The organism is Marinobacter sp. HL-58 (assembly GCF_001314605.1).
Lineage (GTDB): Bacteria > Pseudomonadota > Gammaproteobacteria > Pseudomonadales > Oleiphilaceae > Marinobacter.
The window spans coordinates 402888-416077 of the sequence record NZ_LIHP01000016.1 but is presented as its reverse complement, the minus strand read 5'-3'; the positions used below and the strand labels follow the sequence as shown (position 1 = coordinate 416077).

Here is a 13190-nt window from a genome sequence, read left to right as displayed (position 1 = left end):
GTTGCCTATTGCGCCTGTTTGCGCATGAAGTGGCGGCTGTAGCGACTGGCCAGGTTGTTGACATCCAGCACCACCAGCAGATCGGCGCAGCGGAAGTCCGGATCCCAGCATGGCTCGCCGCAGACACGGGCCCCCAGTCGCATGTAGGCCTTGATCAGGGCAGGCACGTCGACAGGGCGGTCATCGCTGATGCTGTGGGTCAGATGGGGCAGTGCGCGCAGCGGTGTGACCCGGTATTCCTCACCGGCGAGAAATTCCCGTTGCAGGTATCGGGCAATGCGCCAGGCCTTCAGGCCGCCGTCAGACATGCCGATACTGGCGCAGCCGATCAGGTAATCCACATTGCGGGATACCAGGTACTCGGCAACGGAAGCCCACAGCAGGCTGATGGTGGCACCATTGCGGTAATCCGGATGCACGCAGGTGCGGCCAAGTTCGGCTACGGTTCCCGGAAGCCGGTACAGCGAAGACAGCTCGAATTCGCCCTCGGAGTAGAAGCCCCCGGCTTCCAGTGCCTTGCTGTGGTGGAGGACCCGTGTAGTCGCCACCAGTTCACCGGTGTTCTCATCGGTAACGATCAGGTGGTCACAGAACCTGTCGAACTCGTCCGCATCAATGCCGGGCACCGCAGCGCCCAGGTCCGAGCTGTATTCTTCCGAGAAAACCTGATACCGCAGGCGTTGAGCGGATTCCACCAGATCCTTCTGTTGGGTGATAACCGTTTTCAGCCGGCGGGCCGGGCGTGACAGGCGGGCAGTCTGGGCGTTCATGGCAATGCCTCTTTGTTTCCACTTTTCGACAAGGCTATGAATCCGGTGTGACATCGGAATGAACGGGGGATGACGACTTTGTGACAGGTGCCGGCGCTGGTGCAGCGGTGTGACGTTTGTCACGGGCTGTAACGATCAGGCGGTTCCATGTATATTTCTGAATAGCATGTATAATTGCTGTTACAGGAGGTAGCCTGTATTGTCAGTTACATGGCAGATCTTCTGGCAGACAACTCTTATCCGGCCAGGTGGGGTGAATATGGCCGGAAGCTTCAGAAACCGGAAAAACAAAATCAGAGATGGACGGCGTGGAACAGACGAACGAAAGTTGGCGGATTCTTATAGTCGAAGATGATGAGAGGCTGGCAGAGCTGACCAGGGAATACCTGGAAAGCAATGGGCTTACTGTCTCTCTCGAAACCCACGGTGGCAACGCAGTTGAGCGGATCCGCAAGGAGCAGCCTGATCTGGTCGTGCTGGACCTGATGCTGCCCGGCGAAGACGGGCTGTCCATCTGCAGGCGTGCCCGTCCTTTTTACCCTGGCCCCATCATCATGCTCACTGCCCGTACGGATGATCTTGACCAGGTACTCGGTCTTGAAATGGGCGCCGATGACTATATTGGCAAGCCGGTTCAGCCGAGGGTGTTGCTGGCAAGAATCCGGGCCCTGCTGCGACGGGTCAGCGAGAACGGGTCGACGGCTTCGGAAGAGGGCAGTGGCGAGGAGCCTGTCAGGCTGCAGTTCAATGATCTGGTTGTGGATCGCTCCATGCGTGAAGCGTGGCTGAACGATGACAGCATCGACCTGACCAGTGCTGAATTTGACCTGTTGTGGCTGTTGGCCAGCAATGCCGGCCGTGTTCTCAGCCGCGAGGAGATCTTTACCGCTCTGAGAGGCATTGAATATGATGGCCAGGACCGCTCGATCGATGTCCGGGTTTCGCGGATACGTCCAAAGATTGGTGACGATCCGATTCATCCGAGGCGCATAAAGACCGTGCGAAGCAAGGGCTACCTGTTCGTAAAGGAAGCCTGACCGTTCAGCCTCTGGCGCCGGCCCGTCGGGGCTGGCGTTCATTGCCAGGGTTATCGCGATGCCCCTCAAGTTTTTCCTCAAGCTCTACGCCCGGCTGATTGGCCTGACCTTTCTTATACTTCTGCTTTGTGCCGCGCTGTTCCTGGGTGTTAATTCCGTACGTGAGCAGTTCTGGCAGGAACGGTTTGCAGAGCCACTGCTGAGCTGGATTGCAGCCACACCCTATCCGGAACAGCAATACCATTGGCTGGAGTCATTCTACGATTTCCGCGTAACGCCTGCCGATGACTTGCAACTCTCAGATGTCATCATGGAGCGCCTGTCTTATGGCCAGGTGGTGGCTGTTCAGACCAGCATTGGCCAGCAGGCGATGATTCAGGACGATAATGGCCGTATCCTCGACCTGCGTTTCCGTGACATCTACAGCGATGTTGCCGAGGCGACGGCCCTGATTGCCCGGTTGCATCTTGATGACGTCTCCCCTGAAGACCGGGAGGAGGCGATGGTGCAGCTGGCGGACACACTCTCTGTGGAGCTGGTGCCTGTTCAGGACCAGTCAGCATTGCCTGACGGGGATGTTCTGGACCGCGTCTCCGAGCGGGGTATCTCGCTGTATCATCATCCGTCCCGGGACCGGGCCCATGTGCTGCTTCGGCTTGACGATGGCACCCTGATTGACCTGGCCATGCCGTCTCCTTTCAATCCCTGGGCCTGGCCGGTTGTCCTGCTGCTGATGCTGGTGGCCGGCAGTATACTGGCGCTGGCGCTCTATCTCGCCCTGAGAGACGTGGACAGCAATCTGCGGGCTGTGGAATCCGTTGCTATCCGCATTGCGCGCGGGGAAATGGGGGCCCGTATTGATGCCGGTGACAGCCGCCTGGTGTCGCGGCTTGCAGTCGCTTTCAACAGCATGGCAGAACATATCCAGAGGTTGGTCGGTGTGCAGCGGGAAATGATCCATGCTGTTTCCCATGAGCTGAGAACGCCCGTGGCCCGGATTCGTTTTGGTGTCCAGATGATCGAGAGCGCCAGCAGCCCTGAAGCCTTGCAGAAACAGCTCGATGGTATTGATGGCGATATCCAGGAGCTGGACGAACTGATCGACGAGATACTGACTTACGCCCGTCTCGAGCAGGGCGGGCCGGTGTTTGCGCTGCAGGAAACGTCTGTGTCGGATATTGTTCGGCAGGTCGTTGATGAACAACAGATGATTCGCCCTGAACACAGTATTGAAGCGGATATCGACGACGAATCCGAACGCTGGTCGTTATCGGATGTAGAGCCCCGGTACCTGCACCGTGCTGTCCAGAACCTGGTGGGCAATGCCGCCCGCTATGCCAACCGTAAAGTCAGGGTTCATTGCCAGTTTGATGAGGACAATTGCCGCATAGATGTGGAGGATGATGGTCCCGGCATTCCGGAAGAAGACTGGGAAAAGGTGTTTACCGCATTTGCCCGCCTGGACGACAGCCGTACCCGCACCTCCGGTGGTTATGGTCTTGGCCTTTCAATTGTGAGGAGGATACTTTACTGGCATGGCGGCCAGGCCTTCGTCAGCCGCAGTGATGAGCTTGGCGGTGCCCGGTTCAGCCTGGTCTGGCCCCGGAAAAAGCCGATGGAACACAGCCTCTGACGGTTTTGTGATGGAGTTCTCTGCCCCTCACCGGATGTAACAATCGGACAACACAACCGCAACTGACGCCAGCGGTGAAACGCCCGATACTGCGAGTGTAAGGGATGACTTTTGAGGTTGTAGTTCTTACGAACTTTCCTTGTTTCATTCGTCATTTGAGGGCCGGTTTTCCGGCCCTTTTTTTATGGATTTGTTCATTTCCGGCGTGATCCTGCCCATAGCGTTCTCTCCGTTCCTTTGAGAAGATTGCAGCATCAAGAATAACGATGCTGAAACCTCTGAAAGGACGCCTGAAATGACCCAGTACCTGCTCGCCATAGACCAGGGGACCACCAGCTCCCGCGCTATTGTCTTCGATGCCTCCGGCACGTCCGTCGCCACCGCACAACAGGAATTTCACCAGTACTTCCCCGGGGATGGCCAGGTTGAGCACGATGCCCGTGAGATCTGGGACAGTACCCTGGCAGTGTGCCGGGACGCATTGAAAAAGTCGGGTGTTGATGCCTCCGGGCTGGCGGGAATCGGTATCACCAATCAGCGTGAAACCACGGTGATCTGGGATCGGGCGACCGGGGAGCCCATTCATCATGCCATAGTCTGGCAGGACCGACGCACTGCATCGGTGTGTACCAAGCTCAGGTCTGATGGCCACGAATCCACTGTTGTCGAACGCACCGGCCTGTTGATCGACCCTTATTTCTCCGCCACCAAAATTGCGTGGATTCTTGATCATGTCGAGGGAGCGAGGGCGAGAGCGGAAGCCGGTGAACTGGCGTTTGGCACCGTTGACAGCTGGTTGCTCTGGAAACTGACCGGGGGCAGTTCCCACAAGACGGATGCCACCAACGCGTCCCGAACAGCGCTGTTCAATATCCACGACCAGCAATGGGACGAGGAACTGCTGGCGCTGTTCCGGGTTCCCCGGCAGTTGTTGCCAGAGGTGCTGGATTCAGCGGCGGAATTCGGCCTCACCGAGAAGCAGTGGCTGGGGGCTCCGGTACGGGTGGCCGGCATTGCGGGTGACCAGCACGCGGCGCTGGTCGGGCAGGCCTGTTTCGAGCCTGGCATGGCGAAAAGCACCTATGGCACAGGCTGTTTTCTGATGCTGAACACCGGTGAGAAAGCGCTGCGCTCTGAAAACCGGCTGCTCACGACCATGGCCTATCGTCTTGATGGCAAGCCCTGTTATGCCATGGAAGGCAGCATCTTTGTTGCCGGCGCTGCCATGCAGTGGTTGCGGGACGGGCTCCGGTTGATCCGGCATGCCAGTGAATCGTCTGACTACGCCGCGGAAGTGGGTGTGGATAACCCGGTTTACCTGGTGCCGGCCTTTACCGGCCTTGGTGCCCCGCACTGGGATCCCCATGCCCGTGGAGCCATTATGGGATTGACCCGGGATACCGGTATTGCCGAGATTGTTACCGCCGGCCTGCAGTCCGTCTGCTACCAGACCAAGGATCTTATCCGGGCCATCCAGAACGACGGGGCTTCGCTGCAGGCATTACGGGTTGATGGCGGTATGGCTGTGAATGACTGGGTGATGCAGTTTCTGGCAGACATTCTCAATGTGCCGGTGGATCGTCCCCGGGTGACCGAAACCACAGCGCTGGGAGCAGCCTACCTGGCAGGCCTGCAAACAGGGGTTTACCAGAACCTGGACGAGATTGCCCGGCTGTGGGAGCGTGAGCGTCGTTTCGAACCGGTGATGAGGCCACCCCAGAGGGAGAAGCTGTACGCCGGATGGCTGGATTCCGTTGAGCGGGTCTGCAATAACTGAACCGGTAAAGACTGCCCGGGTCAGATCCGTTCAAAGGCAATCAGATGGTCCGCTTCCACCCGCACCGGAACGTGTTCCCCCAGGTAGAAGTCCAGGTGGCTTCGGAACAGCGCCTCGAATTCGGTGTCTTCGGAGCAGCGGAAGCGATACAGGGTTGAGGTGCCGGCAAAGGTTTTTTCCACAACCCGGGGCTTCAGGTCCGACTCTGCATCGTAGACAATGTCGTCCGGGCGAATCAGCACGTCCACCAGGGTACCTGGTTCCCATCTGTAGGCCCGGTTACCGTGGATCACCCCAAGCTCGGATTCGATGGTGTCCGGCCCCAGTGCCTTGCCGGGGATAAAGCCTCCCTGGCCGACAAAGCTTGCCACAAAGCGATTGGCAGGCTCGTGGTAAAGGTTATAGGGCACGTCCCATTGCTGAATACCGCCATCCTTCAGGACAGCCACCTGATCACACATGGCAAAGGCTTCCTGTTGATCGTGGGTAACCAGTATGGCGCTGATGCCAAGGGTCTTGAGGATTTCCCTGACGTCCAGGCTGAGTCGGCGGCGAAGGTCTGCGTCCAGGTTGGAGAACGGCTCGTCCAGAAGGATCAGCGTCGGCTCCGGGGCCAGTGCCCGGGCCAGTGCAACCCGCTGCTGCTGACCACCGGACAGCTCGTGAGGGTAATGCTCCGCAAGATCCTGAAGGTGAACCAGTTGCAGTAGCTCCATGACTTTCTGCCGTTTTTCCGCCCGGTTCTCGTGACGCAGGCCAAAGCCCACGTTCTCGGCAATCGTCAGGTGCGGAAACAGCGCGTAGTCCTGGAATACCATGCCGATTCGGCGTTTCTCCGGTGCCAGGGTCCGGCCGGGCAGGCTGATGGAGTTGGACTGCAGGCGAATCTCGCCGGTATTGATGGGCAGAAAGCCTGCCAGCGCCCGCAGGATGGTGCTTTTGCCGCAGCCGCTGGGGCCCAGCAGGCAGCCAATATCGCCGTGGCTGAGGGCAAAGCTGACGTCCTTCACCACGGAGCCTTCACCATAGCCACAGGACAGATTGTTGACCTCTAGCAGCCAGTCAGCGGGTTGAGCCAGGCGTTCAGTCATCCAGTCAATCCAGTCGGTTGAGTATCAGGAATTCCAGCAATGCTTTCTGCGCATGCAGGCGGTTTTCGGCTTCATCCCAGACCACCGAGCGTGGGTGCTCCATCATTTCCGCCGAGATTTCCTCACCGCGATGGGCTGGCAGGCAGTGCATGAACAATGCGTCCTTGTCCGCCAGATCCATCAGTTGTGAGTTGATCTGGTAGCCGCGGAAGGCCTTTTCCCGGGCCTTCTGTTCGTCTTCCTGCCCCATGGAAGCCCAGACGTCGGTAACAAGAAGATCGGCTCCCCGTGCGGCTTCAGCCGGGTCCCGGACAATGGAGACATGCGGCCCCGAGGTCTTTATCAGGGTTTCGTCCGGCTCGTAACCTTCAGGGCAGGCAACCCGAAGATTGAAACCGAACTGTGCGGCGGCATTGATATAGGACTGGCACATGTTGTTGCCGTCACCGATCCAGGCAACAGTACCGCCACGAATGCTGCCGCGATGCTCGCGATAGGTCTGCATGTCTGCCAGCAACTGACAGGGGTGGAAGTCATCCGTAAGGGCATTGATGACGGGGGCCCGTGAGGCAGCCGCGAAGCGTTCAACGGTGGTGTGGGCAAAGGTCCGGATCATCACTGCATCCACCATGCTGGAGATGACGATGGCGGAATCTTCTATGGGTTCTCCGCGGCCAAGCTGGGTATCGCGGGGAGACAGAAACAGGGCGGCACCACCGAGTTGCGTCATGCCGGCTTCGAAGGACACCCGGGTGCGTGTCGAGGATTTCTCGAAGATCATGGCCAGGACACGATTCTTCAGGGTTTCCCTCACCGTGCCGTTGCGCCACTCGTTACGCAGTCGGGTACCGTGGTCCAGCAGTTGCTCAAGCTCGTCGGAGCTCAGGTCGTTGAGAGTGAGAAAATGTCTTGCTGCCATGCTATGGCCCTTAGTTGATCGATAACCCTGTCTCTGAATTCCGGGGCGTGTTCGTGGTTACAACCGGCCCGCAGCAGTCATTGTCCTGAAACGACAATATGCCAGCTAACGGCGAAGGCCGCACTGGCGGGATATGAAGACGGGGGTTGCCTGGCTGCCTGAAAGACAGGGGCTCAAGTCTAGCCCGTCGGGGGGCTGAAGACAACGCCGCCGGGTAGAGCCCTTGTCCCGGATCAATACCGGTGTTTGGTGCCAATGCCGGTACGTGTACAATAGGGGGCAGTCAGGTTGCCGCGAGGCGATCCCGTTTCCAACGAGAGGTAATTGCCCATGGATATCAACGAAACCATCAAGAGTCAGCTTGAGGAAAACCCCATTATCCTTTACATGAAGGGTACTCCGCAGGCTCCCCAGTGTGGCTTTTCCGCCAAGACCGTACAGGCGCTGATGGCCTGTGGCGAGCGGTTTGCCTTCGTGAATATCCTTGATAACCAGGAATTGCGTGAAGGCCTGAAGGTCTACTCAAGCTGGCCGACCTATCCGCAGCTTTATATCAACGGTGAGCTCGTTGGTGGCTGCGACATTATTCTGGAAATGTCGGAAAGTGGTGAGCTGGCGGAGCAGGTCAAGGCTGCTGCCAAGCAAGCCGAAGCCTGAGCAATACGGTTTTACAGGCGTTCCGGGGTGAAAATCAGCTCAACCCGGAAGCGCTTCCTTCCTGAATATTCTTTAGGCGGTTCCGGGTACGGGCTCGCAAGCAGCGCTGCCTGATAGACCGCCTGGTCGATGTCACTGAAACCCGTTGACCGGGTTACCTTTGCACTTGTCAGCGCGCCACTGCCCATAAGCCGTAATTCCAGTTCCATGGTCACCGGTTCTGTCACGTTGCGGCTTGACGGCACGGGGCGCTTGTCCAGCTCCCTGGCCACCTGAACCGCCAGGCTTGCCAGATAGGGGTCGGTTTCCTGCGGCGAACGGGTTATCCGGGTCATCGGCTCCGGTTCGGTTTCGGCAGCCGCATCCGGATTGCCTGCCGCCGAAGCCGGGGAAGCGCGGGATGGGCGCGCGGGCGCGGGGTTTTCGGCAGGCTGATCGGATGTATTCTCACTGGGGCGCTCAGGTCGTGGCTCATCGGGACGGCTCTGATTGCGGCTAGAGTCCACGGTGACAACATCAGGTTGTGTGTTCGCATCCGGGCCGTTTTTATTCGTTTCCGTCTTCCGGGCTTCCCTTTCACGGGGTTGTGTCGCCGCACTGGGTGTTGTTTCTGGTGAGGGCAGGCTGCCGGGATTAACAAGCTCTACCTGGACGGTCTGGCGGTGGCGGTCTGCCTCTGGGACTGTAAACGGCAGTAAGGACATCACCAGGGTATGGAGCAGCAAGGCAATCGATATCGCCAGGGTTATCCGGTATTTTCCCGGAAGGCCGGTTACGCTGCCATACTCCAGCATTGTGGTTGAGGTGCTCCAGGTAACGGGTTGAGAGCGACCGTCGCTCGGACGCGGCGCTGTCAGTATTTGCGGGCAGGGCAGGCTAGCTTATCCCGCCTTGCTCCGCAAGGTACCCACAACGGCGTCCAGAGCCCGGTCAATCAACGCGCCCTGTTCGAGCACAGTCAGGCGTCCCCGTCGCATCTCATGCGCGAGATCGGTCCGGGATTTCTCAATAACCTTGAGCCCCATTCGATTCACGAACACGAAGCAATCGGCCTCTTCGATAATCGCAGACAGCTTGCAGCGGAAGCTGGCGCCGTTAACCAGGTTGAACTCCACCCAGTTGCCGATTTCAATGGCGTCTATCTGCGCCACATACTCGGCAATAGCCGCGTCTTCGAGTTCCTGCTGCCGTTGGATGGCGGTCTGGTGGCCGGCGGCGTCGTCATCGTCGGTTTCCGGCTCGGGAGTGTCCTCCATGGCTTCTGCCAGCGCATTGGCACGGAACGCCTCGGTTAACTCGTGTTTGAGGTCCGACATCATTTCATCCAGTTTGGATGAGTTGTAGGACACCTCTTCGAGGCCGGCTCTGAGTGACTTCAACAGCCCGGGTACAACCCGTACCCACTGATCCCGTTCTTCGTCATCCTGATGGGGGTGCAGGCACCATATCAGGTCGTCTACCACCCTCACGGTCTGCAGCCAGCGGTGCTCTACATCGTCCCGAAGGTAAGCCAGAAACATGACCCGGCTCCAGCCATTGAGCAGAATGTTCCGAACGGGCTCCTGGAGCTTGTAGCGGGCCAGTTTTTTCTGCAGAAGCTGATCCACGGTCTCCTGGGCTTTCTGGGATTTGATGCGGCCGCGCTCGGATTCCCGGGTGCGCTGTTCCACCAGGGAAGACTTGCGATTCTCTCTGGCGAGGAATTGCTCGAATTCTTCGCCGAGGGTTTCGAACAGGGTTACGTCGCCGTCGAATTCATTGAGGATGCGGGCAACCACCGAATGAATCTGCTCGTACAGTTTGTCCCGGGTTTTTTCGTCACTTTCGCTCCAGCCAATACCCGCCCTGGCCAGGGAGTTCAACAGACGCCGGGCAGGGTGGGTCGCCTTGCTGAAAAATGTCTTGTCCTTGATAACCACCTTGAGAATGGGAATCTGCAGGCGGCTGATCAGTACCTGTACCGGTGCCGACAGGTTGTAGTCGTCCAGAATGAACTCGAACAGCATGGATACGAGGTTGATCAGGTCCTCGTCCATTTCGTTAAGGGCCGGCTTCTTGCCATCGCTGGTGGTTCCAGCCTGGACGAGCAGTTGCTGGACGACCTCATACAGGTCAACCATCACCGGTTTACCGGAACTCAGATTGCCGCTGACCTGCTCACCGGGCGGTTGCTGGGGGAGTGAGCCGAGCAGGCTGGCCAGTTCTGCGCCGCCGATAACGTGAACATTGGGGTCGGATGCCCTGGGTGGAATGCCGGCATTGGCGCGCTGTCGGGCAAGCATCTGCCTGATCTGCTCGAACATTGCACCTTCGTGGTGACCCTGTTGGTCAACTGCCGGGGATGCAGTGTCACCTGCCGTTTGATCCGCAGCGGTGCCCGAGGCAGAACTGCTGTGTTGTTTACCGGCCTTGCCGTGGTAACGGAAGTTGGGGATGACGCCAGCCTGGATCAGGATCCGGTTGGCTTCGTCCAGTAACATGCCCAGGTTGGACACCACGTAACGATCAAACTGCTTGAGCAGGATCAGGCGTTCGCGAATCTGGATTTCAAGGGCCTGAATGGCCTCCACGAAGGCGCTGCACAGGTGCTCGGGGGCCATGGGGTTGACGGGTATTTCTTCGCTGGCACCCGGATAGACAACACTGAACCGGGTCTGCAGCTGAAGCAGCGGGCCCTGGAAGTGTACCTTGGATTTGGAAATCATGGCATTGAGGGCGACCTGCTCTTCCAGATCGTCATCGCCCACCAGCGACAGGCTGTCCGAATTGGCCTGGCCGGCAAGGCTTTCCTCTGCAGCTACGCTGCCGCTTCGCGGCGGATTCGCAAAAAGCTGGGCCACGGCATTCTGAAAATGGCGCTCTACGCCCTTCCGCTTGATGCGGATTTCGCGCATGGCTTCAAAATAACGGTTCTGCTCGTTGTTGCTCCTGGCGTTGTTGGCCAGTTCGAACAGCGAGTCATCAACAGCGTCAAATGCACCCTGCAACAAATCTCCCAGTCCGGCAACGACAGTGTCACGGATACGGACCACCTGTGCAGGTACGGGGTTAGAACTCCCAGCCTCCCGGTGCTCGCGGAGATAATGTATGCCGGACTGCTTATTCATGGCCGACTCCTGTGTACGCCTCAACCGGATACATGACCGAGCTTACAACTGCGTTTATTATTTATAAGTTAAATCTACCTCATTTTAACACTTGGTAACATGACCAAATGCTAACTGGGCCCACAAATAAAAAATTCCGGAGTACCCGAAGGCACCCCGGTTGTCGGATGATCGTGCCGGTTGGTGTCAGCTCACGTATACGGGGCCGATCCCAACGCTCCAGATCACCACGGTTATGGCAAGCAGGCCAACAAACATGACCAGGCCCACGGTCAGTACGGCGGAGGCGAACATAAAGCCGCGTTCCTCCGGTATTTTCATCAGTATCGGCAGTCCCTCGTAAAGCAGGTAAACTGCGTAGGCAACGGCGATCAGGCCCACTAACATATTGACCCAGATATTGGGGTAGACCGCAATGATTCCCAGCAGGAATACCGGTGTTGCCGTATAGGCTGCCAGCGTAATGCCCCTCGGGGTGCTGTCCTGTACCTCATAGGTTGCTGCAAAAAAGTCGATGAAGCGCCCGATGATATAGATTCCGGCCAGCATGGCACCGTAAAAGAGTACGGAAAGTTGCAGGGCGCTGGTTGATGTCAGCTTTATTACTTGTCCGTCACCAATTTGCCAGCCTACCTGGGTGCTGCCGTAGAAAGCTGCCAGGGCCGGGATCAGTGCCAGTAACAGAACATGGCCGAGGTAAAGCTTGCCAACGGATTCCGGCTCGTTGCGAATAGCTTCCCACTCGCGATCCGGGTGCGTAAGCAGCCCCAGGGTATGGGTTAGACTCATGGACGTACTCCTGTTGGTTATTGTTGTGTTGTACGACTTCAGTCTTGGTGGCAACGGCTGTCGGGTCAAGAGAAAGATTAAATTTTGATCTTTCTAAAGAGATCCTGTTTATAACCGAAAGATCTAGCCTGTCTTGCGTTTCTTGCGCTTTTTGGGGTGGACAATGGCGGCCTTGACTACATTATCCTTGATCTGAAGTACCTCAATCCTGTGCTCGCCTACTTTCAGGCAGACGTTGGTTTCGGGGATGTTTTCCAGTGTTTCGGTAATCAGGCCGTTAAGGGTTTTCGGGCCATCAATGGGCAGTTTCCAGCCCAGGGTCTTGTTGATGCTCCTGACCGCCGATGTGCCGTCAATAATATAGGTGCCGTCATCCTGGGGGATGATGTCCGGGCTGGTGGCGGCGTAATCAGTGGTAAATTCACCGACGATCTCTTCCAGTATGTCTTCCAGGGTGGCCAGGCCGAGAACCTCACCGTATTCATCGACCACGATGCCAAAACGCCGTTTTTGCTTCTGGAAGTTGATCAGCTGGGTGTTCAGGGGTGTGCTTTCAGGAATGAAGTAGGGCTCGCGACACAGCTGCATCAGCATGTCCTTGTTGACTTCATCATGAAGCAGCAGTCTCGATACGTTCCTCAGGTGTAGCACGCCCTGAATATTGTTGATGTCGCCCTTGAACACTGGCAGCCGGGTATGCTGGCTGCTTCTCAGTTGACGCATGATGGTGTCAAGATCGTCTTCCAGGTCAATGCCGACCACTTCATTCCTGGGAACCATAATGTCGTTTACGGTTACTTTCTCCAGGTCGAGGATGCTGACCAGCATGTCTTTGTGTTTTGCCGGAATCAACGCCCCCGCTTCATTGACAAGGGTTCTGAGTTCCTCCCGGCTGAGGTGCTCGTTGGTGGAATCGGCGGCGGACACACCGATGATTTTCAGAATGGCGCCGGTGAACAGGTTAACGGCCCAGACGACCGGATAGAGTATCTTGAGCAATGGCCCCAGTATGTGGCTCGCCGGAAACGCAATTTTTTCCGGAAACAGTGCTGCGAGGGTTTTCGGCGTTACCTCTGCAAATATCAGGATGACAATGGTCAGCAGCACAGTGACGATGGCGATGCCGGCGTCACCCCAGATCCGGATGGCAATGACGGTTGCGATGGCGGAGGCGAAGATATTGACGAAGTTGTTGCCAATCAGAATCACGCCGATCAGCTGGTCTGTCCGGTTCAGGAGTGCCTGGGCTCTTTTGGCGCCTTTATGGCCGGTCTTGGCCATATGCTTCAGCCGGTACCGGTTGAGAGACATCATGCCGGTTTCGGAGCTGGAGAAGAAGGCAGAGAGAAGTATCAGTCCTGCCAGGATGATAAACAGCGCGGTAAGCGATGTTTCGTTCAAGACGGGGTG

The 13190-nt window shown here is 57.5% G+C and carries 11 protein-coding genes; 4 read left to right on the top strand and 7 right to left on the bottom strand.

What is annotated here, in order from left to right; genetic code table 11:
* Positions 1 to 5: 5 nt before the first annotated feature.
* Positions 6 to 770, bottom strand: a complete 765-nt coding sequence (locus tag HLUCCO03_RS14385; RefSeq protein WP_027831184.1) for a GNAT family N-acyltransferase — start codon at positions 768 to 770, stop codon at positions 6 to 8.
* Positions 771 to 1069: 299 nt separating this feature from the next.
* Between HLUCCO03_RS14385 and HLUCCO03_RS14380 the strand changes: the two genes are divergently transcribed.
* From HLUCCO03_RS14380 to glpK, 3 genes are all read left to right on the top strand, one after another.
* On the top strand, positions 1070 to 1807 hold the full coding sequence (locus tag HLUCCO03_RS14380; protein WP_036197317.1) for a response regulator: 738 nt from the start codon (positions 1070 to 1072) through the stop codon (positions 1805 to 1807).
* A 58-nt stretch (positions 1808 to 1865) separates the two neighbouring features.
* Positions 1866 to 3440 carry an ATP-binding protein gene (locus HLUCCO03_RS14375; protein ID WP_292016730.1) on the top strand — a complete coding sequence of 525 codons (1575 nt, stop codon included), beginning with the start codon at positions 1866 to 1868 and terminating at the stop codon, positions 3438 to 3440.
* A 295-nt stretch (positions 3441 to 3735) separates the two neighbouring features.
* A complete protein-coding gene (gene glpK, locus HLUCCO03_RS14370; RefSeq protein WP_027831187.1) occupies positions 3736 to 5217 on the top strand; it encodes a glycerol kinase GlpK in 1482 nt (493 codons plus the stop codon).
* A gap of 20 nt (positions 5218 to 5237) precedes the next feature.
* On the opposite strand, the gene HLUCCO03_RS14365 is transcribed toward glpK, so the two are convergent.
* Both HLUCCO03_RS14365 and argF read right to left on the bottom strand, forming a co-directional pair.
* Positions 5238 to 6308, bottom strand: coding sequence for an ABC transporter ATP-binding protein (locus HLUCCO03_RS14365; protein WP_027831188.1), 1071 nt, complete (start codon positions 6306 to 6308; stop codon positions 5238 to 5240).
* A 4-nt stretch (positions 6309 to 6312) separates the two neighbouring features.
* Positions 6313 to 7227, bottom strand: a complete 915-nt coding sequence (gene argF / locus HLUCCO03_RS14360; protein WP_027831189.1) for an ornithine carbamoyltransferase — start codon at positions 7225 to 7227, stop codon at positions 6313 to 6315.
* A 330-nt stretch (positions 7228 to 7557) separates the two neighbouring features.
* Here argF and grxD point away from each other — a divergent pair, with 330 nt between their 5' ends.
* The gene (gene grxD, locus HLUCCO03_RS14355; RefSeq protein WP_027831190.1) at positions 7558 to 7884 is read left to right on the top strand and encodes a Grx4 family monothiol glutaredoxin; all 327 of its coding nucleotides are present in this window, start codon (positions 7558 to 7560) and stop codon (positions 7882 to 7884) included.
* Positions 7885 to 7895: 11 nt separating this feature from the next.
* Here grxD and HLUCCO03_RS14350 read toward each other — a convergent pair whose 3' ends face one another.
* The 4 genes from HLUCCO03_RS14350 to HLUCCO03_RS14335 all read right to left on the bottom strand — a co-directional run bounded on the left by HLUCCO03_RS14350 (position 7896) and on the right by HLUCCO03_RS14335 (position 13181).
* Entirely contained in the window at positions 7896 to 8678 is a 783-nt protein-coding gene (locus HLUCCO03_RS14350; RefSeq protein ID WP_027831191.1) for a TonB family protein, read from the bottom strand.
* A gap of 87 nt (positions 8679 to 8765) precedes the next feature.
* A complete protein-coding gene (locus HLUCCO03_RS14345; RefSeq protein WP_027831192.1) occupies positions 8766 to 10991 on the bottom strand; it encodes a DUF1631 domain-containing protein in 2226 nt (741 codons plus the stop codon).
* Between the two features lie 186 nt (positions 10992 to 11177).
* Complete coding sequence (locus HLUCCO03_RS14340; protein ID WP_027831193.1) at positions 11178 to 11780, bottom strand: Yip1 family protein; 603 nt, start codon at positions 11778 to 11780, stop codon at positions 11178 to 11180.
* Positions 11781 to 11903: 123 nt separating this feature from the next.
* Entirely contained in the window at positions 11904 to 13181 is a 1278-nt protein-coding gene (locus tag HLUCCO03_RS14335) for an HlyC/CorC family transporter (RefSeq protein WP_027831194.1), read from the bottom strand.
* Positions 13182 to 13190: the final 9 nt, after the last annotated feature.

Excerpts from the sequence above, each read along its gene's own strand:
- HLUCCO03_RS14350 (WP_027831191.1), bottom strand. The coding sequence starts at position 8,678 with ATGCTGGAGTATGGCAGCGTAACCGGCCTTCCGGGAAAATACCGGATA.
- HLUCCO03_RS14345 (WP_027831192.1), bottom strand. The coding sequence starts at position 10,991 with ATGAATAAGCAGTCCGGCATACATTATCTCCGCGAGCACCGGGAGGCT.
- glpK (WP_027831187.1), top strand. The coding sequence starts at position 3,736 with ATGACCCAGTACCTGCTCGCCATAGACCAGGGGACCACCAGCTCCCGC.
- HLUCCO03_RS14365 (WP_027831188.1), bottom strand. The coding sequence starts at position 6,308 with ATGACTGAACGCCTGGCTCAACCCGCTGACTGGCTGCTAGAGGTCAAC.
- HLUCCO03_RS14380 (WP_036197317.1), top strand. The coding sequence starts at position 1,070 with ATGGACGGCGTGGAACAGACGAACGAAAGTTGGCGGATTCTTATAGTC.
- HLUCCO03_RS14375 (WP_292016730.1), top strand. The coding sequence starts at position 1,866 with ATGCCCCTCAAGTTTTTCCTCAAGCTCTACGCCCGGCTGATTGGCCTG.
- HLUCCO03_RS14340 (WP_027831193.1), bottom strand. The coding sequence starts at position 11,780 with ATGAGTCTAACCCATACCCTGGGGCTGCTTACGCACCCGGATCGCGAG.
- HLUCCO03_RS14385 (WP_027831184.1), bottom strand. The coding sequence starts at position 770 with ATGAACGCCCAGACTGCCCGCCTGTCACGCCCGGCCCGCCGGCTGAAA.
- grxD (WP_027831190.1), top strand. The coding sequence starts at position 7,558 with ATGGATATCAACGAAACCATCAAGAGTCAGCTTGAGGAAAACCCCATT.
- argF (WP_027831189.1), bottom strand. The coding sequence starts at position 7,227 with ATGGCAGCAAGACATTTTCTCACTCTCAACGACCTGAGCTCCGACGAG.